Annotated in this window: 20 protein-coding genes; all 20 read right to left on the reverse strand. The window is 43.9% G+C overall.

Annotated features, from left to right (window positions below; translation table 11 throughout):
• Positions 1 to 106: 106 nt before the first annotated feature.
• Positions 107 to 1,198: an L-ascorbate 6-phosphate lactonase gene (gene ulaG / locus GPW69_RS09930; protein ID WP_074391236.1), complete on the reverse strand. Its 1,092-nt coding sequence runs from the start codon at positions 1,196 to 1,198 to the stop codon at positions 107 to 109.
• A gap of 109 nt (positions 1,199 to 1,307) precedes the next feature.
• Positions 1,308 to 2,996 (reverse strand): BglG family transcription antiterminator, encoded by a 1,689-nt coding sequence (locus tag GPW69_RS09935; RefSeq protein WP_029170952.1) that lies wholly within the window; start codon positions 2,994 to 2,996, stop codon positions 1,308 to 1,310.
• A 124-nt stretch (positions 2,997 to 3,120) separates the two neighbouring features.
• Positions 3,121 to 3,738, reverse strand: coding sequence for a phosphate-starvation-inducible PsiE family protein (locus GPW69_RS09940; protein WP_074391237.1), 618 nt, complete (start codon positions 3,736 to 3,738; stop codon positions 3,121 to 3,123).
• 84 nt (positions 3,739 to 3,822) lie between these two features.
• The gene (locus tag GPW69_RS09945; RefSeq protein ID WP_024407670.1) at positions 3,823 to 4,539 is read right to left on the reverse strand and encodes an L-ribulose-5-phosphate 4-epimerase; all 717 of its coding nucleotides are present in this window, start codon (positions 4,537 to 4,539) and stop codon (positions 3,823 to 3,825) included.
• Positions 4,539 to 5,402 (reverse strand): L-ribulose-5-phosphate 3-epimerase, encoded by an 864-nt coding sequence (locus GPW69_RS09950; protein ID WP_074391238.1) that lies wholly within the window; start codon positions 5,400 to 5,402, stop codon positions 4,539 to 4,541. The genes GPW69_RS09945 and GPW69_RS09950 overlap by 1 nt, the downstream gene beginning before the upstream one ends.
• Positions 5,403 to 5,407: 5 nt before the next feature.
• Positions 5,408 to 6,070 carry a 3-keto-L-gulonate-6-phosphate decarboxylase UlaD gene (locus tag GPW69_RS09955; RefSeq protein ID WP_002939878.1) on the reverse strand — a complete coding sequence of 221 codons (663 nt, stop codon included), beginning with the start codon at positions 6,068 to 6,070 and terminating at the stop codon, positions 5,408 to 5,410.
• Positions 6,071 to 6,080: 10 nt separating this feature from the next.
• On the reverse strand, positions 6,081 to 6,566 hold the full coding sequence (locus GPW69_RS09960) for a PTS sugar transporter subunit IIA (protein WP_012027941.1): 486 nt from the start codon (positions 6,564 to 6,566) through the stop codon (positions 6,081 to 6,083).
• 62 nt (positions 6,567 to 6,628) lie between these two features.
• The gene (locus GPW69_RS09965) at positions 6,629 to 6,907 is read right to left on the reverse strand and encodes a PTS sugar transporter subunit IIB (RefSeq protein WP_009910950.1); all 279 of its coding nucleotides are present in this window, start codon (positions 6,905 to 6,907) and stop codon (positions 6,629 to 6,631) included.
• A gap of 58 nt (positions 6,908 to 6,965) precedes the next feature.
• Positions 6,966 to 8,414 (reverse strand): PTS sugar transporter subunit IIC, encoded by a 1,449-nt coding sequence (locus tag GPW69_RS09970; RefSeq protein ID WP_074391239.1) that lies wholly within the window; start codon positions 8,412 to 8,414, stop codon positions 6,966 to 6,968.
• A 347-nt stretch (positions 8,415 to 8,761) separates the two neighbouring features.
• Positions 8,762 to 15,067: a pullulanase gene (locus tag GPW69_RS09975; protein WP_171841458.1), complete on the reverse strand. Its 6,306-nt coding sequence runs from the start codon at positions 15,065 to 15,067 to the stop codon at positions 8,762 to 8,764.
• A gap of 180 nt (positions 15,068 to 15,247) precedes the next feature.
• Positions 15,248 to 16,189, reverse strand: a complete 942-nt coding sequence (locus GPW69_RS09980; protein WP_002939863.1) for a LacI family DNA-binding transcriptional regulator — start codon at positions 16,187 to 16,189, stop codon at positions 15,248 to 15,250.
• Positions 16,190 to 16,554: 365 nt separating this feature from the next.
• The gene (locus GPW69_RS09985) at positions 16,555 to 17,301 is read right to left on the reverse strand and encodes an amino acid ABC transporter ATP-binding protein (RefSeq protein WP_024414065.1); all 747 of its coding nucleotides are present in this window, start codon (positions 17,299 to 17,301) and stop codon (positions 16,555 to 16,557) included.
• A gap of 9 nt (positions 17,302 to 17,310) precedes the next feature.
• A complete protein-coding gene (locus GPW69_RS09990; protein WP_002938543.1) occupies positions 17,311 to 17,970 on the reverse strand; it encodes an amino acid ABC transporter permease in 660 nt (219 codons plus the stop codon).
• A 12-nt stretch (positions 17,971 to 17,982) separates the two neighbouring features.
• The gene (locus GPW69_RS09995; protein ID WP_228381388.1) at positions 17,983 to 18,771 is read right to left on the reverse strand and encodes an amino acid ABC transporter substrate-binding protein; all 789 of its coding nucleotides are present in this window, start codon (positions 18,769 to 18,771) and stop codon (positions 17,983 to 17,985) included.
• A gap of 356 nt (positions 18,772 to 19,127) precedes the next feature.
• On the reverse strand, positions 19,128 to 19,736 hold the full coding sequence (locus GPW69_RS10000; RefSeq protein WP_171841459.1) for a CHAP domain-containing protein: 609 nt from the start codon (positions 19,734 to 19,736) through the stop codon (positions 19,128 to 19,130).
• 209 nt (positions 19,737 to 19,945) lie between these two features.
• A complete protein-coding gene (gene leuS / locus GPW69_RS10005) occupies positions 19,946 to 22,447 on the reverse strand; it encodes a leucine--tRNA ligase (RefSeq protein WP_044680373.1) in 2,502 nt (833 codons plus the stop codon).
• A 102-nt stretch (positions 22,448 to 22,549) separates the two neighbouring features.
• The gene (locus GPW69_RS10010; protein ID WP_074391240.1) at positions 22,550 to 24,442 is read right to left on the reverse strand and encodes a M13 family metallopeptidase; all 1,893 of its coding nucleotides are present in this window, start codon (positions 24,440 to 24,442) and stop codon (positions 22,550 to 22,552) included.
• Positions 24,443 to 24,497: 55 nt separating this feature from the next.
• Complete coding sequence (locus GPW69_RS10015; protein WP_074391241.1) at positions 24,498 to 25,337, reverse strand: metal ABC transporter permease; 840 nt, start codon at positions 25,335 to 25,337, stop codon at positions 24,498 to 24,500.
• Positions 25,330 to 26,190, reverse strand: coding sequence for a metal ABC transporter permease (locus GPW69_RS10020; protein WP_074391242.1), 861 nt, complete (start codon positions 26,188 to 26,190; stop codon positions 25,330 to 25,332). Before GPW69_RS10020 ends, GPW69_RS10015 begins: the two co-directional genes overlap by 8 nt.
• The gene (locus GPW69_RS10025; protein WP_074391243.1) at positions 26,183 to 26,953 is read right to left on the reverse strand and encodes a metal ABC transporter ATP-binding protein; all 771 of its coding nucleotides are present in this window, start codon (positions 26,951 to 26,953) and stop codon (positions 26,183 to 26,185) included. The genes GPW69_RS10020 and GPW69_RS10025 overlap by 8 nt, the downstream gene beginning before the upstream one ends.
• Positions 26,954 to 26,961 lie beyond the last annotated feature (8 nt).

The following is a 26,961-nucleotide window of genomic DNA, read 5'->3' on the forward strand; positions in this document are numbered from 1 at the left end:
CTTTCGTCCCGCCCTTGGAGTGAACAGTAGTAATTCGCACATTTCATACTTTATCAGAGTTTATAGTACCTCTCCTCGTCTCTATGGAGCAAGAGAGTTCTAAATCTTATAACAAAGCCTTAAATTGAATATTTGAGTCTTCTAAGAAGCAATCATCAAAGCCACGTGGGTGGTGATATTCAATACGGTCCTTGTCCATCGGATAAGTATACTTGCCGCCAACTTCCCAGATGAATGGATGGAAAGCGTATTGCAAGCGTTCCTTACGCATTTTCCAGAGCTGCAAGATTTCATCTGTTGACGCCATGAAGTTAGACCAGATGTCATAGTGAACAGGGATGATTACCTTAGCACGCAAGTTTTCTGCCATACGGAGAAGGTCGATTGAGGTCATCTTGTCTTGGATACCGATTGGGTTGTCACCGTAGTTGTTGATAGCAACGTCGATGTTGAAGTCGCGACCGTGTTTTGCAAAGTAGTTTGAGAAGTGGGAGTCTGCACCGTGGTAGATGGTTCCGCCAGGTGTTTCAAAGACATAGTTGACTGCCTTGCGAGCCATGAGTTCATCTGTCACAGGAAGTCCTGCTAATTTACCACCATTTTCGTCATAACCTTCGATGGGAAGTGTCACCAAGCAAGTACGGTCGAAGGATTCTACAGCGTGGACCTTGATGTCTTTGAATTCAAAGCTATCACCTGGTGCGATGCGGATAATACGGTCAGCAGGCACACCCCATTTTTCCCAGATGTCGCCACTTTCAACTGGACCGACAAATTTGACGTGGTCCAATTTAGGATTGTTGATGATGGCAGCGGCTGTGCTGATATCCATGTGGTCACTGTGGACGTGCGATACTAGGTAGTAGTCCAATTCATTGATGGCAAATGGGTCGATAACCATTGGCTGCACACGCAAGTTTGGTTGCAATTTGCGCACACCTGCCATGTTAGCCATCTGGTGTCCCCAAACCATATCTTTCACTTTTTTAGTGGATTTTCCACGTGATGACCAGAGGTCCATGACCACGTTCGCACCACCTGGTGTTTTAATCCAGACACCGCAGTTTCCAAGCCACCACATAGCAAAGTTGCCTTCTGGCACTGCTTCTTCTTCAATTTCTTCATTGAGCCAAGTTCCCCATTCTGGGAAGGTTGAAAGAATCCAGGATTCTCTTGTAATATCTTGAACTTTAGCCATTTTCCATTCCTCCTATAAGGTACGTTTCTATGCTTCTAGTATATGCTTCAAAGGCAACAAAAAAAAGACCAAATAAAACACAGGCTTGTGTTCACACTTGGACTTTACCCTAATACAGATCTGTTTCAATATCTTGACTGGATAAATTGGTTAATAATTCATTGGTAATCAGTTTTTGTAGCCGTTGTTTGAGTTCTCGAGCGGTCCTTCCGTCTGCGATATATCCCGACAAAAGCTTGTCTAGTTCTACTGCAAAAACTTGTTTTTCATCTGCCAAACTACGATATTTTGCAAAATGAGTCATGTTCAGCACATCATCAAAATCTAAAATGGGGTGAACCTGCACCAAAGGGAAATCCGTTTCCAACCCATCGCTGGTTGTAATCAAGAAATCAACCTCTAGTAAGTCTTCGACACTCTTGAATTGTTCAGTGGTAAAGACGGCGCCAATCTTCTTATCTGGCAAATGATGCTGGCATTGTTTATAAAGTAAGCGTTGGACTGACACCCCTTCATCACAGATTAAATAGACAATCTGTGTCTGTGCCTTGCGCGTACCACTGCGTCGAATAGCGCCTCCTAGATGAATCGTCAAATAGGCAATATCTCCATCGGATAACTCAATCTGCCACTCCTCCTCCAAAATCTTTCCAGAAACCCGTGTCATAGCAAACAGGGTACCGTATTTATCTTGGATTTGTTGGACCATTGGATTTTTAGATAGGATGCCGTAGGTTTTTCTGAACAACAGAGCCTTGCAATGTGCCAAGAGATGTTTGGCTAATTCATCTGGATTTTCCAATTCAAATGGTGAATGTATCTCAAAATGATGAATAAATCGCTCTACCACACGCTTCAAGTCAATGAAATCTTGGCTGAATACATGAACATCGCTATCCTTTCGATAGGATAGAAGTAGAATGGCAATCAGGGAGATTTCTATTTCATCCAATTTCAAATCAAAGGTTTGCAACAAGGCATCTTTCAATTCCTGAGCAACTCGGTACTCTATACGCTCTCGAACTTGTTCAAATTCTTTGAGAATGGCTCGTTCTTCCAAGTCATCCAGCTCCATATTGCGATAGCTAAGGAGCAAGAAAGGCAATACTTTGAGCATAAACTCGATTTCGTAGCGATTGATCTTCTTGCCTAGTTTCTTTTCTAACTGCGATACTTGTCCCTGTAAAAATTGTGCCATTTCTTCGGAGAAGAGCAACTGACACCCTACCAACTCAAACAACTTATCTTCTAGAACCTGCAAAAAACCTTTATTGGCGTCCAAGAAGATGGTATAGAGAAGCGAGTGGACATATTGGATTTTATTTAAAGGGTGACAAACCAGACTATAGCCCTGACTCTTAGAAACATAGAGGGTCATCTTGTATTGTTCTTGAGCCAACTGGGTTCGAATTTCATTCAAATCATTTAAGACCGTATTACGAGAGACTTCTGTCAACTCCATTAGCCGTTCAATGGTCACTCTTTCTGGTGTGATACAGATATATACCAACATCAGCTGAATGCGCTCAGGCATGCTCATGACGTAGGTGTACGAATCAATAGAATCGAGAAGATCTCGACAGGCTAGTTTTTGCGCTTCGGTAAGTCGAATACCGATGCGAGGTAAGCTTTCAATACTCTCTACAGTTGTTGGTAAGGCATCATTGATTTTTTCTAGATGGTAATAGATTTTTCGACGTGATTGTTGCAAGCCCTTGGAAATAGCCATGATTGTCTCAGGTTCCTGCAGACCAATCAGGTACCTCAGTAGAGCGCAACTACTCTTATCTAATAACAAGATTCTCCTCCTCTTTCCCCCGTCCCATTACTATCTTAACATAATTACCTTAGATATTCTAATAATTATTAAAATTCATCTGATTATTACTTGTTTTATGTTGCATAAATATCTTTAGTTAGAATTAATAGATGCTTTTAATAATTTCTACTCGGGTAATCAGTTCTCCGTGCATGTTATCTATCCGAAGGGCAACATTTTTCAAATATACACAGGCACCAATAGCAATGGTTTTCTCCTCTTCATTGAGTTTTCGTGTCACAAAATCTCTCAAAGTCTCGCTACCTTCACTTGGAATTTTTACTCGTGCGATGATATTAGCCACTTTTACTTTCTGGCTGGCACGCATGATAATATTATTGGAATCATCAAACTGAGTGAAGAGGTATTTTCGCACTGCAAATAGGATGGCAACCGAAATAATTCCAATCAAGTAATCACTACTAGAACCATGCTCTACAATCAGTTGGCGAGCAATGGCAACTAGGAGTACCTCAATCACGGTGCTAGATGACTGTTTGCAAAGCATTTTGATAAATTCGACTCCGACCGCCAAGGTCATTGCACGACTCAGAAAATTTTGAATAAACGTATCCGCTTGAATATCACCAGCTAATGAGCTAAGCAGGTCTGCAAAAAGAAGCGCTGACAAGGCTAAAAGGGCTAAGCCAAGTATGGCAGATAAAATCAATTCTAAATAGTAGGCTGTCTCTGTCAGACTATCCTGTAAAAATTTCCTCATCTTTCTCCTCATCAAAAGGGAAAAAGCAGTTCTCCCTTTTGGGGAGTCTGCTACTTTTCCCTACTGTTTTTTTCACACAAGAACTTAATGTTCGTCACCCTTTTGTCCATAGTAGGCATTAGGACCATGTTTACGGAGGTAATGCTTGTCCATGATATAGCTTGGCGCTGGCTCCACCCGTGGATTGATTTGTTCGGTGTAGCGGTTCATCCGAGCCACTTCCTCAAGGACAACGCTATGGTAAACTGCCTGAGCAGGATCCTTGCCCCAGGTAAATGGTCCATGATTGCGGACAACAATTCCTGGAACAGCGACTGGGTCGATACCACGACGCTCGAATTCCTCGATGATGACTGCACCTGTTTCTTTTTCATAGGCCGCATTCACCTCTTCAGCCGTCAAGGAACGGGCACACGGTACCGGACCATAGAAATAATCCGCATGAGTTGTCCCATAAAATGGAATGTCACGACCAGCCTGAGCCCAACCCACTGCTTCTGTCGAATGCGTATGCACGACAGCATGGACATTGGGCCAAGCCTTGTAGAGGGCAACGTGGGTCGCCAAATCAGACGAAGGATTCAGATCTCCTTCCACTACATTTCCGTCCAAGTCGGTCACCACCATGTTTTCTGGGGACAATTTTTCATAGTCCACACCAGAAGGCTTAATGACGATGCGACCAAGTTCTCGGCAGACTTCTGATACGTTGCCCCAGGTAAACTTGACAAGCCCATGAGCAGGCAGGGCGACGTTGGCTTCATAGACCCGTTGGCGCATTTCCTGTAAATCTTTTGGCATTAGTTCAACCCCGCTTTCTCAATCAATGGATAGAGGAAATCTTGTGCCTCCTTGATAGCAGATCGTGTTTCCTCAACTGTTTCGCAGTTTTCAGACCACATCTCAATCAAGAATGGACCTTGGTAATTGGTCTTTTTCAATACTGCAAACATATTGTCCCAGTCCACACAGCCCTGACCGAATGGAACATCACGAAATTGTCCCTTGGAGTTCTCGGTTACCGCATAGGTATCTTTGAGGTGAAGAGCTGCGATGGAACGGTGTCCCAGATAAAATTCGCTGTAAATGTCATTGTGCCAAGCAGACACATTTCCAGTATCTGGATAGACAAAGAGATAGGGCGAATCGATTTCTTTTTCAACAGCTAGGTATTTTTCAACAGAGTTGATAAATGGATCATCCATAATCTCAATAGCCAACATGACCTGAGCCTGCTCAGCCCAGTCACAAGCATGACGAAGATTCTTGATGAAACGCTCTCTAGTTTCAGGCGATTTTTCTTCATAGTAAACGTCGTAGCCAGCCAACTGGATGACACGAACGCCAAGGTCCTGAGCCAGTTCGATACACTGTTTCATGGTTTCTAAGGACTTGGCTTCAAGAGCAGGATCATTGGAGCCAAGCGGATAACGACGGTGACCAGAGAAGCAAATAGTCGGAATGCGGACACCTGTTTCATAGATGGCTTTGACCAGCTCCAAACGCTCTTCCTTGGTCCACTCCAAACGAGCCAAACGTGCATCGCTCTCATCCACCGACATTTCCACAAAGTCGAAACCTAATTCTTTGGCAAACTCCAAGCGTTCCTTCCATGTGAAGTGTTTGGGCGTTGCCTTTTCATATATTCCGATTGGTCGTGCCATGGGTCTTACCCCCAAATACGACGGATTTCGTCTTTAAATTCACGCGCCGCAGCTGCTGGATCTGCCGCTTCTGTAATACCGCGACCTGCGATAAAGGTGAAGACATCTACTCCCTCAAAGAGTTTAAGGGTATCAACGTCCAAACCACCTGTCACAGAAACACGGAAGCCCATATCAACCAATTTTTTCACTTTATTGAGGTCTTTTTCGCCCCAAGTTTCGCCAGCAAGGAGGGCGTCACGAGATTGGTGGTAAATCGCTTGGGAAATGCCAGCATCCAACCAGAGTTGAGCCTGTTCATAAGTCCAGTCACCATAGAGTTCGATTTGGATTTCACCCTTATCACCACGAACTTCCTTGATGGCCTTCAAAGCAGCTTCCATAGTTGGAATAGTTGCAGAACAGATACAGGTCATCCAGTCCGCACCACGAACAGCATTGTTTTTAGCAACCGTACCACCCGCGTCCGCACACTTGGTATCTGCAACGATAATTTTGTCTGGGAAAAGGCTGCGTAGCACTTCTACCAATTCACTACCAACTTGAAGCAAACAAACGGTACCTGCCTCGATAACATCCACTTCATGACCAACGGAAACAGCTGCTTTAATCGCTCCCTGCAAGTCTGAATGGTCAAGGGCAACTTGTAAATTTGGAATATGTTTCATGTTTTTTCTCCTAACTTTCTAAATCTAAACCTTCTAGGTAAGGACTGTTTTTGGACTCTTCTACCATTGCCAAGACTTCCTCAGGAGTTTGACAAGCAATCAAACGCTCAATCGAATTTTCCAATTCAAAGAGAGCAATAATTTGTGGAATCGCTACGGATGTATGAATCTTTGGATCGGTAGCTGCAAGAGTGAGCAGAACAGACACTTCTTTCCCATCTGAGAAGACGACTGGTTTTGTCAAGGTAATCAAAGCAAAGGAATCCTTCAAGACGCCAACACCTGCTTGGGCGTGAGGCATAGCCATACCAGGCATGAGCACATAGTAGGGACCATATTCTTCTGTCGATGCAATGATGGCATCATAGTATTCTTCTGTCGCGGCACCACTTTCAATCAGCGGTTCAACAGCCTTGTGAACAGCCTCCTGCCAGGTTTCCGCTGTCAATCCCAAACGAATGGAATTATTTTCTGTAAATGATTTTTGTAAATTCATAGTTTTTCCCTTCTACACGCTATATGAAAGGGGAAGGGAAACTCCCTACCCCTAACGGCTATTTATAGCACTGCTTGTAATTTTGTTTTGATTTCGTTGTCGTCCATGAGGTTGTCAAGACCAACCAAGTGACCTTTCGTGCGACCTTCCAACTCAGAAATCAAGTGGTTAGAGGCTACGACAATATCATACCCTGCCGCTAAACCTTTTGCTTCACCAACTGAGCAGGAAGCTGATTGAAAATCTGTTACGCCGAGTTGACGAAGGGCGTTTTCTACCTTCATCTTGATAACCATAGATGAGCCCATGCCATTTCCGCAGGCCGTTAAAACTTTAACCATAATTTCACTCCTATTTTATTTTTAATACATTATGTTCTGATTTTACAGACCAAGGATACTATTCTGCTTGTGCCTCGCCACGATAGTATGCTTCCTTATCTTTTGCTTTCGCAAATTGAAGTTGCGGAATAGCCAATAAGAAGAGGCAGACAAGAACATAACCAGCAATACCGAGGTACTTAAATGCAAATCCAAATGGTAACCATGGCACTTCGAAGTCAATGTTTCCGTGGTAACCACCGCTCAATTCAAGCAAGCCAACGCAGACTGCACCAAGAGCAACTTGAAGGACACCTGAGATGAAGGAAAGGATAGCTGCGGCTTTCCAACCACCACGCTTGTCAGCGTACACTGCGATCGCTGCGTTATCAAAGAATACAGGTACGAAACCAGTGATGATGAGGATTGGACTCTTGAAGACAATCAAGAGAACGATTGTAATCAACTGACCGATTAAACCGAAAGCAAAACCTGAAAGAACTGCGTTAGAGGAACCGAAGCCGTAAGAAGCTGCAACGTCCACCGCTGGGAATGAACCTGGAAGCAATTTGCTTGAGATACCTTGGAAGGCATTTGTCAATTCTGCTACGAACATGCGGACACCTTGCATCAAAATGAAAAGATATACTGAGAAGGTGAAGGCTGTTTGTAAAACATACATGAAGAAATCTTGTTTAGCTGGGTTGTATGGAGCACCTGAAGTGATAACTTCTGGATTTGCCATGATTTCTGGACCCAAGATGAACAAAATCACACCGAAGAACACAAGCATCAATGTCGCTGAAGCAACAACTGTATCGTGGAAGATGTTGAGGAAGCTAGGTAGCTTCAAGTTATCCAAGTTTTCTTCTTTTTTACCAAGTTTTGGTGCGATCTTATCGACAAACCAGATAGCGAATTGTTGTTGGTGACCGATGGCAAATCCACCGCCGCCTGTTAATCGTTGCGTTGCTTCAACTGTCATATTTGAGCTGACTGCCCAGTAAATACCACAGATGATACCGATCGCTGCTGTACCGAATTGGTTACGAAGAGCTGGGATGAGGAAGAGTACCATCAAAGAGATAGTTGCCGCTTGTTGTACCATGATGTGTCCAGTGATGAACAGAGTACGTACTTTTGTAACCTTACGTAGTGCCACCAAGAGGATGTTGACACCGAAACCAATCAAGAGTGCTGTAGTGGCTGCTGATACGAAATCAGGGAACTCCTCAGCAATTTTCCCATTTGCTGCTGCAAGACCGAAGTAAGGGTCAATAACTGCTGCATCAATTTGGAACTTATAGTTCAAAGCCGCCAAAATCGGACGGAAGGTTGTTACCAAACCACCGGCTGCTACGTTCAAAATCATGTAGCCGACTGTCGCTTTGATAAACCCTGCAAAAACATCATGAGGCTTTTTCTTTAGAAGGGCATAGCCCACCAAGACTAAAAGACCTACGAAGAAGGCTGGATTCTGCAGGATATTCTGTGAGAACCAGTTTAATGGGGTTTGAAGGAAATCCATTTTTCATTCTCCTTTTTTGAAATGATTTTTATGGTTTTATTATAAGTTATGTAAGCGGAAACAAAAAGACCAAATAAAGCACAGGCTTGTGTTCACTATTGGACTATTTCCGAACTTTAATGGCTGATTTAATCAGAATTCCTCCCTATCGTTCACCAGCCCATTTATTCTAATAATCAATAAATAGACGTTATTTTACCTAAAAAATTAGAAGAACTTCAAAAAACATGAAAGAAGAGGTTGGTTTAAAACCAACCTCTTCTAGAGGGAAGTGATACTCTCAACCCTTGTATTTATAAGAGATTCACAAGGTTTTGAGTAGTGCTCCACTGGAGAGCCAAATATTATTATTCTTCCGATTTTTTCTTTCTTCCTTGCGCAGCAACTGTCAATCCAAGTCCAGCAAGTCCGAGACCTAGAAGTGCCAAATCGCTTTGTCGGTCACCCGTAATCGGCAGACTCACCTTGCTTGCAGCACTTGTCGCTTGTCCAGATGCTTGAACAGTAGTAGAAAGACTCGGTTTTTCAGCCTCTTTCTTAGCCTCCATACTGCCTTTCACAACAATACGTGTTTCGCTATCAACAACTGTTTCTGATAACAAATTAGTAGCAACTACCTTACCATCAATCAAGACATCCTGATAAACCCGAACTTTCTTACCAGTCTTGCCTTCTTGAAGGACATACGATTGATCGGTAGAGAGACTTGCATCATAGCGAATTTCCTCTACGATAGGAAGAATTTTTTCTTCTGTACGTTCTTTCGTAGTAAAGTCTAGGGTTGGTTTTTCTTCAGCAGTAGGTGCTGTATCTGGAACTTCTGTGATGATATAAGGCAAACGAATCACTGTTGCAGTCAAAGGTGCAAGAACAACTGCATCATCTGTCAATGTCACACCTACCAAATCAGTCAGCGCTGCTATTCCAGCCCGCTTACCATCGACCAGCACTTGACCCTTCAGCAATTCTTTGTAAATATCAGAAAGAACAAAACTGCGCTCCTTGCTGTCTGCGTTAACAAAGACAGCATAGCGGTCCCCATTGCTTGCAATGGTTTGATAGGCAATGACCACATCATTTTTGGCAATACCATTTTGACCTGGAATTGAAATCAAGCTAACCTTCTGTTCAACTTCTTCTTTTGTTCCCAAACGGAAGGCATCTGTAGATTTACGCAAGGCAATCAATCCTTTTGTAAAGGCCTGAGTACGGGTATTCTCTGGATAGAGCGCCTCATCTGTCGCTTTGGTCCAGTCAAACTTGTTGACCGCATCCGATGAATCGTAAGAATCATGAATGTAGTATGGATAGTCAAATGGCGTTCCATCTGCATTGGTCAACAAATGCGCCTTGTTTGGTACCTTGTCCTCTGTAACTGGCTCCTTGTAATCAGGATGGCGGAACTGTTTGGTCCGTCCATACTCCTGACCAGAATGGATAAACGGTGTTCCTTGAGCAGTCAAGACTAGCAAATTACCCAAGCGTTGACGTTGGTGAATTTCAGTATAGTTTTCAGCAACTGACGGATCCTTCTTGATGGACTGAGCGATAATATCAAAGAGGGTCAAGTTGTCATGCGCAGCAATATACTGGATCACATCGCCTGAATCATCTGCCAAGAAGTTGCCTGGTTGTGCCTTGATGTTATTGAAAACAGATTCTACACTCTTAGCACCGCCTGTGATAAAGGCTGGCTGACCTTCGTTTGGATAACCAGATTTAAGTGTATTACGAATTTCATCTGAGAATACCGCAACCGTATCTGTTGAGCTCATCCAGTCTTGGTCCGCTGGCTGAACAGGCTGATTAGCATCACCTGTAAAGGTTCTCCATCCTTCACCAAGCATAATAATGTTTGGATTGAGTTTTTGAGCTTCAGTAAAGGCCAGCTCAATCGCTTCGGCATCATGGTCCCCCATCATATCGAAGCGGAAACCATCTACCTTAAACTCATCCACAAGATACTTGATGGAATCAACTAAGACACGACGGCTCATGTAGTGAGTAGTTCCCAGACGACCACCACCAAAGCTTGATTTAGCCGTACCATCTGCCTCCATGAAGTGGTAATAGTTTGGCTCCAAATCTTCAAACAAGAAGGTCTTAGAAGTGTGGTTATAGACCACATCCAAAATCACACCCATGCCTTGTTTGTGAATTTCATTGACCAGATTTTTGAACTCTTCAATGCGTTTCATTGGATCGGTCGGATCTGTAGAATACATACCTGTAAAGGCAAAGTAGCTCTGTGGATCATAGCCCCAGTTGTAGTTGCTGTTGCTAGAAGCGTACTCGCTCATCCGCTCTGCATTTTTCAATTCATTGACAAAATAGTAGCTCATAACTGGGAGTAGCTGAATATGGGTCACACCCAAGTCCTTAAGGTAGCTGAGTCGCTCTGCAAAGGCTGCAAAGGTACCGAACTGAGCTGTCAATTCATCAGAAATAGCAGGGTCTGATGTGAAGTCACGAACATGTGCTTCATAGATAATCGCATCTTCACGCTGATTGAAGTTAGGAATTGTGGCATAGTTCAAATCACTTGGACCAACTTCTGATGGATCCACAATCGCAGCTTTTGCAATACGATAAGATGGATCTGTATCTGCCAAATCACTATTCCACTCAGCTAAAGACTTAGCATATGGATCTAAAACAAGAACAGATTGATCCCCACGAGTGATTTCATAATGGTAGTAGTAACCACGATAGTCCGAAATACCAAGACCTGATTGACCATTCAATTCAAGATCCCATTGTCCTTTATCGCCCTTGGTCATGGCTAATTTACCGACCACCTTAGATTGGTCATCCTTATCATAAAGAACAACTGCTACACTGTCTGCACTTGGAGACCAGAGAGTCATATCAACGACACTACCAGCCTGACTCACACGCGCACCAAGTTCTCCATCATAAGCATAGAGCTCATCCTTCAATTGCCAGCTCATAGTTGTTGTGAAGCTATCATTGCCATATTTGAGGGTATAGCCCGCATTTTCTTGGTTGAAATCCCCGAGGACTCGCACCTTGTTGCTTGTAGCATCCAAGACAAGGTCCGTCACAGTCACTGTCCGACCATTTTTATCTGTTACAGACAATTTTTCTAAAATACTTTCCTTATCAGCACCTTCAAGCGTTGTAAAGACTGCTTCTAGAGCTGTTAGGCTAACATGAGAAACACCTGTCACACGGACATTATTGACAAAATAAGGGTTGGTGTAAATAGTCGCATCATCATCCTTGAGGAAGATTTGTGTCTGATTTTTCAAATCTTTAAAGCTATAATCTTTCTGTTGAATCTTCACATCATCTCCTGACTTGCTTTCATCCAATAGCAGGAAGCCAATGGAACTTGGTAAATCTGTCAATTTAACATCAATATAGGCACCATACTTGCCTTGGTTTTCAAAATCAATACCATTTGGCCAGTCACCCAAGGCAACATCTGTCACATCTCCCCAGATCCAGAGACCTTTTTGGTCATAATCGCCATCTGTACGGAAGTAATTGATACGGATATAGCCTTCTTTGAGTGGTTGATAGAGGCTGAGTTGATAGTTTTCATCAAACCAAGCTTCATTCATCTTGGTGCTAATCCGTTCAATGGTCTTATCACCTGTGATGTTCTCACCAGAAGTGTTATTAATCAAAAGACTAATCTTGCTAGCTGTTTCATCTTTCATCTTGATGTCCAGATAATAGCCATAGTCATCCTGTTTAGCGGTACTGAAATTGGTTGCACCCGTTGGCCAAGCACCAACATCTGACGATTGTTTTTCGACATCATCCCATGTCCATAAACCTAAGCTAGATAAATTATCAGATGGTAGAGTTTTAAAGTGAACACGGAAGTAGCCTGCTTCAATCGGTTCTTCAGTTGCTCCTTGCACACTTGCATTGACGATGTCACCTGCCTCTGTCTGAAGGAGCATGGTGCCACCTTGACCGATAGTTGGAAGTTCGACCTGAACAACCCATTTACCGTCTTTCTCGATAGCTTGATAAGATTTTCCTGTGTAGGCATCTGTAACAACCACATCTTTACCAGATACTTCAATCGCCATTTCCTTGTTCTCGGTATTGGTTGAGAAGACAAGATAGGCAGCTTGATCTTGGTAACTGCGTTTGCTGATAAGCCAACCTTGGCTATCATTTCCAGCAAGGGTGCTTGTATCACCACGTGAGAGCAATGTTGAATTGGCATTACGGAAAGCCAACAATTTTTGGTAATGGTCCTCTATGTCACTTGTCTCTACCTTACTCCAATCGAAATCGTACCGGTTGTCATAAACTGGCCAGTTGTTTTGTCCAGATTGACCTAATTCTTCACCGTAGTAAATGACTGGCTGGCCTTTTGCAGTAATCAAGAGACTAGCAGCCAATTTCAGTTTATCTAGATTTCCTTCTTTTTCTGCGCCACCGAGACTGTAGAGGAAACCATCTTCGTCATGACTGCCCAAGAATTGACCCAGAGAAGCTGCACTAGTCAGAACCTTGCTACGTTCTTCCAGCTCTTTTCCAGCTGCTTTCAGTTGACCATTGACCAGATATTTGGCAATATCCTTGAAGCCAAAATCCAACAGACTGTCCATAGTACCGATACCCAAGTCACCCTTGGTATCTTTATAGTTAGCTCCCCAAGTTTCCCCAATCAAGTGGAAGTCAGGGTCTCTATCCACCAATTCATTTTTGAAATGCTGCCAGGTTGTATCATCAACGTGTTTGACTGTATCGACACGGAAAGCATAGATGGAGTTGCCCTTGGCAGTTGTTGAGCGTTCCAACCAAGATGCTTGCCAAGCAACCAACTGATTGCGAACAGCTGCTTCTTCTGTCTTGAAGTCAGGTAGCCCTGAAAGCGAACCGAGCTGATCATCTCCCTGCTTATCTTCTTCCTTAGTCCGTACCATACCTGCAAAGGTTTCTTCTGTACCATAGCCAGCATGGTTAAGCACCACGTCAACAACAATGTTTATACCTTTTTCGGCTGCGGCATCAATCAATTCGTGGAAATCAGCTAAACTTCCCAAATGCGGATTAAGTTTCTCAAAATTGGATGCCCAATAACCATGGTAAGCATAGTACTCTCCATCTGTTGCGCTACCGACATTCTGTGGAATATTTTCCACAATCGGAGTCAACCAGATAGAGTCCACACCCAATTCTTTCAAGTAGTCCAGCTTGGCTGTCACTCCTTTGAAGTCCCCGCCTTGGTAAAGACCGCGTGGGTTGGAGGCCGTTCCTTCCACCAGCTTGTCATTGCTGGTGTCTCCATTGTAGAAACGGTCTGTCATCATGAAGTAGATAACTTGCTCGTCCCAGTCTTTTTCACCATCTGCCTTGATACGCTCTGTAATGGTCACATCCAGGCTGGTTTCGTAGTAACCGTTGTCCTTGTCATAGACCTTTACAGGAAGACTATAGGTCCCTGGCGCTGTGCTAGACGTCGCTTTAATGGTCACACGATTGAGCTCAGTAGAAATTGGCACAAGACCTCCACCGATGGCACTTGTATCGACTTCCATTTTGACAATCTCAGCATTTTCAGGGTTGGTGACAGTTACAGATACCAAGCCACTTTCATTGTAGTTGAATGGTGCTTTCACACTTGCCTCAAGTGTCACATTTTTTGTACCCGGAGTAGCTTTGCTGGTATCGAGTTCTACTTTCTCTTCGATAAAATATGGATTTGTATAAACTTTATCGTCATCATTTCGAAGGAAAATTTGGCTATGCCGTTTACGATCTGCAAAGGCTAAATCAATGGTTTTATTGCCAGCAAGATCTGGATTATTCTGATTGATTAGCAGAAATCCAAGCTTAGAATCTAAACCGTTCGATAGGGGTATGTCAACATAAGCTCCGTATTTGCCAAGTTTAAAATCAACGGCACCTGTTGGCCAGCCATCACTCACTTCAGTCGTATCGCCCCAAGTCCAAACGCCCCAACCTTCATAATTGTTGTCTTCACGGGTGTAATTGATGCGGAGGACATTCTCATCTTTGAGCGGCTCATAGCTAGACACGCTGTAGTCACTAGCGATCCAGGCTTCATTCTGTTCCGGAACAAGAAGCTCCACTTTTTGGTCCGATTCTGTTATTTTTTCCCCATTCTTGAGGACCAGATAGCCAATCGTTCCTGGTGTCTCAGATTTTTTAATATCAACGTAATGGCCGTAGTCATCTACCTGACTGCTTGAAAAATTCGCTGTATCCGTTGGCCATTGATTACCATCGGACGGCTCTGCCACTCCTCCCCAAGTCCACAGTCCTTGACTTTCTGGTGCTGTTTCGTCCACATTTTCAAAGTGCAGACGAATGCTTCCTTCTTCGATAGGAGCTTCCTCTGAAGCAGTTGCATCGGCTGTTTCTCTTACCGCTGTCGCTTCAGCTACCATAGAATCTGTAGCTTCTATCTCAGTTGTGGTCGCTTCTACCGCGCCGCCATCCTGTTCCGAAAGAGTCGTTGAACTAGTTGACGCAGGGAGGACAACTTCCTCTGCCTGCACTAGTTGACCTGCCCCACTTAAAAACAGAGCAGCCGCAATCCCAACAGAGGCTACACCTACATTTAGTTTACGAATGCCAAAAATCTGTTTCTTCTCTAGCATCCCTATTCGTTTCATATTCTGAACGGATTTCTTTTTCATAGACTCCTCCATATAAATAAGTTTGAATTGTACACTACCAGTATATACAATTCCAAGGAGTCTTTGCAAACGTTTTCTTAAATGTTAGCGGTAACAAGTTTTGAACTACTATCTAACAAAAATAGAATAAATAGCTCCTCCTCTTTTGCTCCTAGACGGCCCACTGAGCAAAAAAAGAGACTACTGAGGTGTAGTCTCCCTTTCAATTAAGGTTGCCTGGCAGTAATGCCCCTGTCTAGCCAGAGGCTTGCCATCCAATATCGTCATTAAATGTTTGACACTAAGAGCCCCCATTTGTCGAATCGGCTGCTTCATCGTCGTCAAGGCTGGTCTGGACATCCGATCTAAAAAGAAGCCGTCAAAACCAATCACCCCAACGTCATTCGGAATAGACTTTCCTAGAGCCTGTAAACCTCTTGTAACCCCAAGAGCGAGACGATCCGATGCGCAGATAAAGCAGGTGTTTTCTGGTAAATAATCAAGATTTTTCACAAATTCTTCCGCAACACGAGAACGATTTTCCAATCGATAGAGATGAGTTTCTCGGCCCTGCATCGCATCTTTGTAACCTTCTTCTCTCCCTTTTTCAAAGGCTTCGGGCAAGTCAATCCCTACAAAAACAATCCTCTCATAACCTTTTGATAAAGCAAACTGGGTTGCGGACCTAGTCGCCAAACGATTGTCTGAATCTACAAAAGGAAGACCTTCTTGATTCTCCCCGAATAAAATCAATGGCTTCCGCAGACCTTTCAGCCAGGGATAGTCATCCTTTCGAGCACCAGTCACAATGTAACCATCACATTGATCAGTAATCTGACTTGGATTGGTCACCAACTGCAAAGTATAATTTCGATGATTGAGCTCATCAGCGATTCCTGCAAGAAGGTCGATATAGTACGGCTCTACCACATCCATCTTTTCGAGAATGACAGCCTGAACAATCAATGTCCGTTGCTGAGCCAAGGCCTTGGCCGCCACATTTGGCTTATAGTTTAATTCTTCCATCGCAGCTGTTACGAGTGTCCGCAGCTCTTGTGTAACTTGTTCTGGATGGTTGATGACACGCGAAACAGTCATCTTTGATACATTGGCTAACCTAGCCACATCGGCTAATGTCGTCATAGAACTCCTCCCTAATTCTATTTCTGTTGCTTATCTTTTAGCAAGCAAACAGTCAAAATCGTGCAAACGTTTTCTTTAGGTTATTATATACTATTTATTACTAAAAAGTAAAGACCTTTCGAATACATTTATCGTCATTTAGTTTTCCTCCTATTACTTCCTTAGCTTACCTTGCCTAACTTCATCTATGCCTGTGGCTCATCGCCTCGTGCTAAAAGTACTATATAAGAATATCCATTCCCTCTAAACAAAAAATACTCCAACCGCTAGACCAATCAATGTCTAACAATTGAAGTATCTTTGTTAAATTCTGTCCATTTTCTGTACGATTATGGAAATGAATAAGATAAATTAATTTGCTTAGCTTACTCAACATCTACCTTTTGAATGCGAGCTAAGAATTGCTTAGTACGTTCTTCTTTTGGCTGGTCAAAAATGTCTTCTGGTCGACCTTCTTCGATAATCCGACCACCATCCATAAATATGACTCGATCAGCTACCGCACGCGCAAAGCCCATCTCGTGCGTCACAACCACCATGGTCATACCTTCTTTGGCCAACTGCATCATGACAGCCAGGACCTCACCGATTAACTCAGGATCCAAGGCCGAGGTCGGTTCATCAAAATAGATGACCTCGGGATTGGTCGCAATGGCTCTGGCAATGCCGACCCGTTGCTGCTGACCGCCTGATAGCTGGCTTGGATAGAAACCATATTTATCAGATAGCCCCACCTTGTCCAAGGCTGCTTTACCGATTCTTTCAGCCTCTTGTTTGGGTACTTTTCGAGCCACAATCAAACCTTCCGTCACGTTTTGTAAGGCAGTCTTGTTGGCAAAGAGATTATAGTTTTGAAAAACGAAGGCTGTGCGCTTGCGAATGCCTGCAATGTCCTTCTTGGTCATCTGAGCCAAGTCATAGCTGTCCTCACCGAAGACTAAGTGACCCGCGTCAGCTTTTTCCAAAAAGTTTAAAGAACGAAGAAGAGTCGTTTTTCCTGATCCAGATGGACCTAAAATGACGACCACCTCACCTGGATTGACCTCTACATCAATTCCTTTTAACACCTGCTGACCACCGAAGGCCAGCTTTACTCCATTTGCTTGAATCATCTGAACCTCCTAATAGACTGCCAACTTCTTCTCGCCATAGGCTTGAAGCTTGGTCAAAATAGTTGAAAAGAGTAGATAAACAAGGGCCACCTCACAATAGAGGGCAAACGGTTCATAGGTCCTTGCTGCAATCTGCTGAGTCGCCATAAACATCTCCAAGACCGTGATATTGGCAGCCAGCGATGTGTCCTTAACCAATCCAATCAAGGTATTCGACAAGGGCGGGAAGGCCACTCGAAAGGCCTGTGGGAGAATAATCCGACGCATGGTCTGGGCAAAACTCATCCCGACAGAATAGCCAGCCTCCAACTGCCCCTTAGGCACGGACTCGATAGAAGCCCGTATGGTTTCCGCAGCGTAGGCACCTGTATTGACAGAAAAAACCAAAACCGCCGACGGAAAGGCATCCAAGACAATTCCTAGACTTGGTAGCCCAAAGAATATCACATAGAGTTGAACCAAGAGTGGTGTCCCTCGAACAACCCAAATATAGAAACGAGCCACTTGTTTGAGAATGGGAATCTGAGCAATTTGCACCAAGGCAGTCCCAATAGCAATTAACAAGCCAAAGGTAAAAGACAGGATTGTCAGTGGGATAGTCACCAACAATCCTGGAACAAGTATTTGTGAAAATGAATCAAGCAATAGTTGCCATACTCTCTCTGTCATTGTTTCTCCTGATTACTTAGCTTTTGATACGTCTTCACCAAAGTATTTGTTTGAAATTTCAGCTAATTTTCCTTCACTAGCCAATTCTGCCAAGGCTGCATCAATCTCTTTCACAAGATCTTCATTTCCTTTTGCAACTGGGAAGGCTGTTGTCGATACGTCATCCGTCAAGGTCACAACCTTAATCGGTGCATCAGCATGCTGTTTCACATAATCCAAGTACACCAAGTTGTCATTGATGGTAGCATCCACACGCCCTGTGTTCAACAATTCAACTGCCTGAGAGAATCCATCCACACCGACAACTTCTGCACCATTTTCACGCGCCAAATCTGCCCAGTTACTTGTCAAGCTGTTGGCTGACTTCTTACCTGACAAATCTGCAAAGCTTGTAATGTCAGTATTATCTTTTTGCGTCACCAAGGCTCCATAGATGTATGTATATGGTGTTGAAAAATCGTATTTTACCTTACGCTCATCTGTAATACCAACTTGGTTAGCGATAGTATCAAAACGGGCCGCATCCAAACCTGCAATCATGGAATCCCATTCTGTTTCAACAAATTCCACCTTAACACCCAATTTCTCAGCAACGGCTTCGGCTACTTCTACATCATAACCGACCAACTTTCCGCTCTCATCGTGGTAAGAGTAAGGAGCATAGGCACCTTCAGTACCGATTTGAATAACGCCTTCTTCCTTAATTTGTGCCAAGAGGGTTTGGTCTGTACTATTCGATGTACCTGCAGATGAATTGCATGCTGCTAACACGATACCCGCAAACAATAAACTTGTAAACATAGCTATTTTCTTCATAATTAAAACACACTTTCTTTTTCAGATTTTACAATAGTATCATGAATAACTATTTCCAGCCAATATATTTTTTCTATCAGGGACATTAAAAATTTTAATCAAGTATCGGAGCATAAAAAAAGACCTACTCGGTCTCTGAACGTAGACGAACTCCTAAAAATATTAAAAATTGAAGAGGTTTGCGAAAGATAGCAAGTCATTAAACTCTTAGAAACATTGGTATTTCATCGTTTCTGAGAGTTATTTTATTTTCAACATAAAGAAAAAAGATTGAAGAAAATTGCCCAAAATGGACTTTTTCTTCAATCTGAGACCTACTCGGTCTTTATATCTCATATTAATTATACTCCAGCCGGTGGGTAAATATAGCTGACTGTTCCTTCGCTAGTCGTTGTTGGGTCAAAGAAACCTCGGACATTACTTGGGCAGTATACTCCACCATAGTTTGATTCCTTAACTTGAATGTGCCCGTTAGCTGCCACATCTGTTACATAGGCAACATGACCGTAGCCTCCATCTGTCCATACAGCAATAGCGCCAACTTTTGGAGTAGTTCCCACTTCATATCCAAGCGCTGCCGCACTAGCTGCCCAATCTCCACCATTACCCCAATAGTTTCCAACCCAAGGAGCCATTTCTTTGGCACCCCAAGTACACTGACCAGCTGGATAGGTATTAGCCGTATATTCCACAGCAACCTCTGACACCATATTGGTAGCCAAAGCAGCCTTTGCAGTGGCTGCAGCTTTCTCAGCTACAATTTTTTCTGCAGCAGCTTTGGCTGCTATTTTTGCAGCTTCAACCTTTTTTGTTAACGCTGATACTGTCGGACTATCGCTTATAACTGTGTCATCTGCACTGACATTCACCATTCCCAACCATAAAAGATTTCCTATGAGGGCTGTAAACAGTCCCAATTTGAATTGTTTTTTTATCATTTGATAACTCATAATATTTGATTCCTTCGTGTTTTTCTGCCCTATCTATCCTAAGGGATAATCCTTGCAGAGAGCTTAAAGAAATGTAACAAATATTACAGACAACTTGCAATCTCTTAACAATCACAGTGTTCGGACTTTTTGTCAAAAAAACGACCTCCAATACGGAAGTCGTTTTCTTATTATTTACATTTATTTCGCTAGGATATTCACTAATTTGGTTACTTCACAACAATATTGACTAGTTTGTTCGGTACACTAATCACCTTCACCACTGTTTGCCCAGCGATTTCAGCTTGGACTTTTTCGTCTGCAAGGGCAACTTTTTCAAGTTCAGCTGGTGCTAGGTCTTTGGCTACGGTCAAGCGAGCTTTTACTTTGCCTTTGATTTGGACAACGATTTCCACTTCGCTTTCTACCAGCTTGCTTTCGTCATAAGTTGGCCATGCGACATAGCTGATTGACTGACCAGTATTTGTCAGACCCTGCCAGAGTTCTTCTGCCAAGTGTGGTGCAAATGGGGCGATCAATTGGACAAAGCCTTTGGCGTATTCGACGTAGAGCTTGCCTTCCTTGTTGGCTGCGTTGACAAAAATCATGAGCTGGGCGATAGCCGTGTTGAATTTCAGGTCTTCAATATGTTCTGTCACCGTCTTCACAGTTTCATTGTAAACTTTATCAAGCGCTCCGCTATTTTCCGCCACAAGCTCTTTGGTCGTCAAGAGGCGATAAACACGGTCAAGGAACTTACGGCTGCCCTCGAGACCTTCTTCTGACCAGGCAATCGAAGCATCAAGTGGGCCCATGAACATCTCGTAGACACGGAGAGTGTCCGCACCGAATTGCTCGACCACATCATCTGGGTTAACCACGTTTTTAAGAGACTTAGACATCTTAGCAGGTGCCTGCTCCAACTCTTCACCAGTTTCGATGTTGAAGAAAGAACCATCACGTTTTTCAACTTTATCTGTCGCTACAAGGGCACCACGGCTGTCGCGGTAGCTAGTTCCCAAAATCATCCCTTGGTTAAAGAGTTTTTGGAATGGCTCTTTGGTCGGTACAACGCCAAGGTCATAAAGGAACTTGTGCCAGAAACGAGCATAAAGCAAGTGAAGAACCGCGTGCTCGGCACCACCGATGTAGATGTCCACTGGCAACCAAGCTTTGAGAAGCTCCTCGTCTGCCAATTTCTCATCGTTGTGTGGATCGATATAGCGAAGGTAGTACCAGCTAGAACCCGCCCATTGTGGCATGGTGTTGGTCTCACGGCGACCTTTGACGCCGTCTTCACGCACCACTTCCAACCAGTCTGTCAAGTTAGCAAGAGGGGACTCCCCTGTACCTGAAGGCTTGATGTCTGAGGTTTTTGGCAATACCAGAGGTAACTCATTTTCTGGGACTGCTGTGGAAGTACCGTCTTCCCAGTGGATGATTGGAATTGGCTCACCCCAATAACGTTGACGGCTGAAAAGCCAGTCACGGAGGCGGTAAGAAATTTTCTCCTGACCGAGACCATTTTCTTCCAACCAAGCCACCATTTTGGCAATAGCTTCTTCCTTATTGAGACCATCTAGGAAGTCAGAGTTGATGTGGGCACCATCTTCTGTGTAAGGTGCTTCTTCTACATTGCCACCTTCCAAAACTGGAATGATATCCAAACCAAATTGTTTAGCAAATTCCCAGTCACGCTCATCGTGGGCAGGAACGGCCATAATAGCACCTGTTCCGTAGCTTGCAAGGACATAATCAGCAATCCAGATTGGAATTTCACGACCATTGACTGGGTTAATCGCGTAGGCACCTGTCCAAACACCTGTCTTGTCTTTGGCAAGGTCTGTACGAGCAAGGTCTGATTTAAGAGAAGCTTGGCGTTTGTACTCTGCCACAGCTTCTGCCTGCTCAGGCGATGTGATGCTGTCGACCAAGTCATGCTCAGGGGCAAGGACAGCATAGGTCGCACCAAATAGGGTATCTGGACGAGTTGTGAAAACGGTGAAGTCCTTGTCTGTGTCCTTGATTTTGAAGGTCACATTGGCACCAGTTGACTTACCAATCCAGTTGCGTTGCATATCCTTGATCGACTCTGGCCAATCAACTTCTTCTAGGTCATTGAGCAAGCGCTCTGCATAGGCTGTGATTTTCAACATCCATTGACGCATTGGCTTGCGAACAACTGGGTAGCCACCACGCTCAGATGTTCCGTCAGGAAGGACTTCTTCGTTGGCGATAGCTGTTCCCAATTCCTCCACCCAGTTGACAGGCACTTCTGCCTCGTAGGCCAGGCCTTTTTCATACAACTTGGTGAAAATCCACTGGGTCCACTTGTAGTAGTTAGGATCAGTCGTGTTGACCTCGCGATCCCAGTCATAAGAAAAGCCAAGGGCGTTAATCTGACGCTTGAAGTTGGCAATGTTTTCTGCTGTAAAGTCAGCTGGGTCATTTCCCGTATCCATAGCGTATTGCTCCGCAGGCAGACCGAAAGCATCCCAACCCATTGGGTGAAGAACGTTGTAGCCTTGGGCACGCTTGTAACGGCTGAGAATGTCCGTCGCAGTATAGCCCTCAGGGTGACCAACGTGCAAGCCTGCTCCAGACGGATAAGGGAACATATCTAGGGCATAAAAGTTTGGCTTATCTGCATCTGTTCCCGTTTTAAAAGTATGATTTTTTGCCCAAAATTCCTGCCATTTGGGCTCGATTTCCTTGTGATTGTAGAAGCTCATGTCATTTCTCCATGTCAATAAATTATCTTTACTATTATATCACGTTTTTGGGGAATTGGGAAAGACAAAAACAGCCAGTTTTCACTAGCTGTTTTCCCATTTTTACCAAATAATCACGCGGTCTTCTTTTGCACGCCACATGCCGTCGCCTTCTTGAACGCCAAATGTTTCATGGAATTCATCGAAGTTTGGCAACTGGATGTTGGTACGTAGGTGACCTGGTGCATGGACATCCACACTTGCCAACATCTGCATGAACTCAGGACGGGCCTTCATTCGCCAGATACGAGCAAAGTTGGTGAAGAATTCCTCAGCGGAGAAGTCTTCTTCTGACTTGGCTGCTTCTAAGGCTGCTGCAATCCCACCAAGGTCGGCAATGTTTTCTGACACGGTCAATTTACCATTGATTTTGGCACCATAAGAATCCTGACCTTCAAACTGGTCAATGACCTGCTGAGTACGAGCTTCAAAGGCTGCATAATCTTCCTCTGTCCACCAGTTATTAAGGCTACCATGCTCATCGAAGGAAGCACCGTTTGAGTCAAAGGCATGGGAAATCTCGTGGGCAATAACCGCACCGATTCCACCATAGTTAGCTGATGAAGACTGCTCCAGCGAGTAGAATGGCGCCTGCAAAATCGCCGCTGGGAAGACAATCAAGTTTTTCTGCGGGTTATAGTAGGCGTTGACCATGTGAGCTGGCATGCCCCATTCTTTAATGTCCACAGGCTTGTTCCACTTGCTCCAACCATGAGCAATGTCAATCTTGTTTAGTTCGATAGCATTTTCCACCAAGGACTTGCTTGGGTCAACAATTTTCTTATAGTAACGCTCTGGCAAGGCTTCCGGGTAGCCGATGTAAGGCTTGATAACATTGAGTTTGACAATGGCCTTGTCACGCGTTTCCTGAGCCAACCAGTCTGCCGTTTCCAAACGAGACTTGTAGACCTCAATCATCTTAGCAACTTTTGCTTCCACATCGGCCTTGGCTTCTGGTGAGAATTTTTCTCCAGCATACCAAAGACCGAGGGCTTGGTTAAAGTAGCCTTGTGCCAGATTGTAGGCTGCTTTTTCTTGATTTTGAGCCTGCGGTGTACCAGAAAGGGCACGGCTGTAAGCTCCTGCTAGAATACGGATTTCATCCGATAGGAAGGCTGTATAAGCTCCTGCCGCTTTCAAAATCAAGGTCGACTTCAAAAGCTCCCAATTATCCGCACTGTAAATTTCCTTAGCAGCCTGCCAGAAGCGTTCCTCAGGCACGATAATCTTGTCTGGCGTTTGCCCTAAAATCACTGTAAAGAAATCATCCAAAGGCAACTCTGGCGCCAAGGCAGTAAAATCTGCCCACTCATACGGATGATAGAGTTTGGCATATTCAGACCCCTCTTCATTTGACAAGACATACTTGGCAACCTTGGCATCCAATTCCAAACGTTTGTCTAATAGGTCCTTGATTTCCTCATCGCTGAAACCGAACTTAGGCAAGAGAGCTTCTTGACTCTCTCTCCACATTTTGAGCAATTCGGCTCCTTTTTCATGACCTTCTTCATAGTAGGTCGTATCTGGCAAGATAATACCTAGAGAATCTGCCCAGAGGACATTGGTGGTCGCGTCCATAAAGTCAGGTGCCACACCGAAAGGCATGAGGTTTGGCTTGCCTGCCAACTCATATTCTGCCAGCTTGCTAGTGAATTCTTCGAAAGAGTTAAGAGCCTTGTACTCTGCAATCAAGGCCTGGGCAGGTTCTGCCCCCAAACGGTCACGGGTTTCATAGTCAGCTACTTGTTTGTGAAAAGCCACAAAGTTTTGCAAAACGCTATCTTCTGGGACGTTTTCTCCCGCTAACCAAGCATTGGTCGTGTCAATCATGAGCTTTTCAATCTCGTCCGCCAGGTCTGAGAAACCACCTGTTCTTGGCTTATCATCTGGAATCACGGCTGTTTTTGCCCATTCACCATTGACGTATTCGTAAAAATCATCTTGTAAACGTGTCATTGATTTTCTCCTTTGTCTTTCTTAATGACTATAATAACAAAAAATTCTGACAATTTCACTTATCAGATGACCGTGACCAAGTATTTTTTAAAATAATACTCGAGCAAACCACAAGAAGGCTGACAACGGCACAGGTCCCTGACATGGTTAAATCCAGTTGATTGGCCACTAAAAAACCTAGCACAACCGTTAGAATAGCGATACCTTGCCCTAAAAGAAGCAATTGCCAAAAGGATTTGACCCAACGTAGGGCAGCCATACTTGGTGCCACCAAGAAAACAATAACAGTCATCGAGCCAATCGCTTCAAAGGCCAGAACAGTAGTTAAGGAAACTAGAATCAAAATGACCATTTCTAACATCCTTGTTCGTAAGCCAGACAAACGAGCATGGTTGCTGTCAAATAGGTACACTTGTAAACGATGGTAAGCCCAAACAAAAAATAGAACGATAACCAACCAAGCCAAACTCGACTTGACCAGACTAACAGGGAGTGACCAGGCTAGAACATCCATACGATGGAGCGGAGCAAAAAGTACTTCCCCCTGCAAAACCAGATCCACATCCAAGTGAACATTGCGAGCAAAAAGAGAAATAAGCAAAACCGCCACCGCAAAAAAGAAAGAAAAAACTAGACCTGTTGCGGCATCATGCGCTATCTTTCGACTATGCAGACGGTCAATGGCAAGAACCGATAATAACCCAAACAGACTAGCACCAACTATTAGCAACGGCGAATCCAAACTATGACTAATAAAAAATCCCAGAACAATCCCAAGCAAGACAGAATGCGATAGCGCATCTGCCAGCATCGATTGATTTTTTACAACCAGTATCGAGCCAAGCAAGCCACAAGAACTAGCAATAACCATCAAAATGAGTAATACTTCAAACACGACCATTCTCCTTTCTGACATAGGTAACATACACAAATGCAGACAAGGTCAGACCTGTCAGACAGACGATAATAGTCGGTCCGGTCGACAAGCCAGATACACTAGAGCTAATCCAGGTCCCTACAAAAGCCGACCCAATTGCAACGATTCCTGCCAGTAACAGACTCTTGTGATACGATTTTCCCAGCATCAAGCCAAAGACAGCTGGCGCAATCAAAAAACTACTCATCAAAATAGCCCCGACTAACTTTAATCCTACTGCAATTAGGCAAATCATTAAAAACATCGTCAACTGCTGTAAGTACTTTACACGAACACCAATAACCCTTGCAAAAGTTTGATCAAACAGATACAGCTTATAGTCTTGATAAAAGAAAGCAAACAATACCAAAGCCAATAGAGAAATAATTCCGATGAGTATCACATCATCCAGCTGAATAAAGGCTGCCTGTCCAAATAGATAGGTTTGCAATCCAGCTTGGGAAGCACCTGCAAAGACTTCATTTCCCTGAATAGCATTTTTCAAGACCATGCCCAAACCAAAGAAAGAAGCAGATACCAACGAAAGGGCATTGACTAGACTGTGACCACCTTTTCGACGCAGCCAATGGACAAGTGCATAAGAAAGGTAGCCTGACAACACTGCTCCTAACAGCAAGTAGAGAGGATGTCGCGACTGAAAAATCATGAAAGAGACAATCACTCCAGGATAAGAAGCATGCCCAAGAGCATCCCCAAGCAAACTCTGTTTTGTAAGAACAGATATACTTCCGATAGTACTGGTTGCCACAGCTAGGCTAACGGTCCCTAAAGCGACTGTCCAGAAAGAATACTCTTTGAAAACCTCAAACATGACTGCCTCCTTTGGCATTTCCTAGAAACAGCCCATTTCCTATACCGTAGGTCGCCTGATAATTCTCACTTGTCAAAGTCTCATCCATCGGACCAGAATCAATCACATGCTTATGAAGCCAGACAAGGTGATCAAAGTAGGCATCCAGCGTCGTTAAGTCATGATGAATGACAATGGAAGTTTTCCCTTCACATTGGAACTCCTTGAGCATATCCATGATCATGATTTCTGTTGCCTGATCAATCCCTGCCAGAGGCTCATCCATAAGGTACAATTCTGCTTCCTGTGCCAGGGCTCTGGCTAGAAAGACCCGCTGACGCTGCCCACCTGAAAGCTGATCAATCTGACGATGGCGTAAATCCGCAATTTTTAACCGCTCTAGAGCCAGCTCAATAATCTGTCTATCAGCCTTAGTCGGTCTTCTAAACATTCCCTTACTATGAGCGAAGCGTCCCATCAGAACAATTTCAAAAACTGTTGCAGGAAATTGCCAGTTTACTTGACTGGATTGGGGAATATAGGCTACTTTTTGAGCAATCAACCTCTCTAGACCTGCCTCCTGACCAAGCAAGCGAACCTGTCCTGTGTCAGGTTTTTCCAACCCCAAAATGACCTTGAATAGACTGGACTTCCCAGCACCATTTGGTCCAACAATAGCCGTACGACTCCCTCTGGGAATCACCAAATTGACATCTTCTAAAGCCATGGTCTGGCTGGCTGTATATGCTAAATTAACATCTTTTAATTCAATGATTGCTGACATATTTCCTC

The organism is Streptococcus suis (assembly GCF_902702775.1).
GTDB classification, from domain to species: Bacteria; Bacillota; Bacilli; order Lactobacillales; family Streptococcaceae; genus Streptococcus; species Streptococcus hashimotonensis.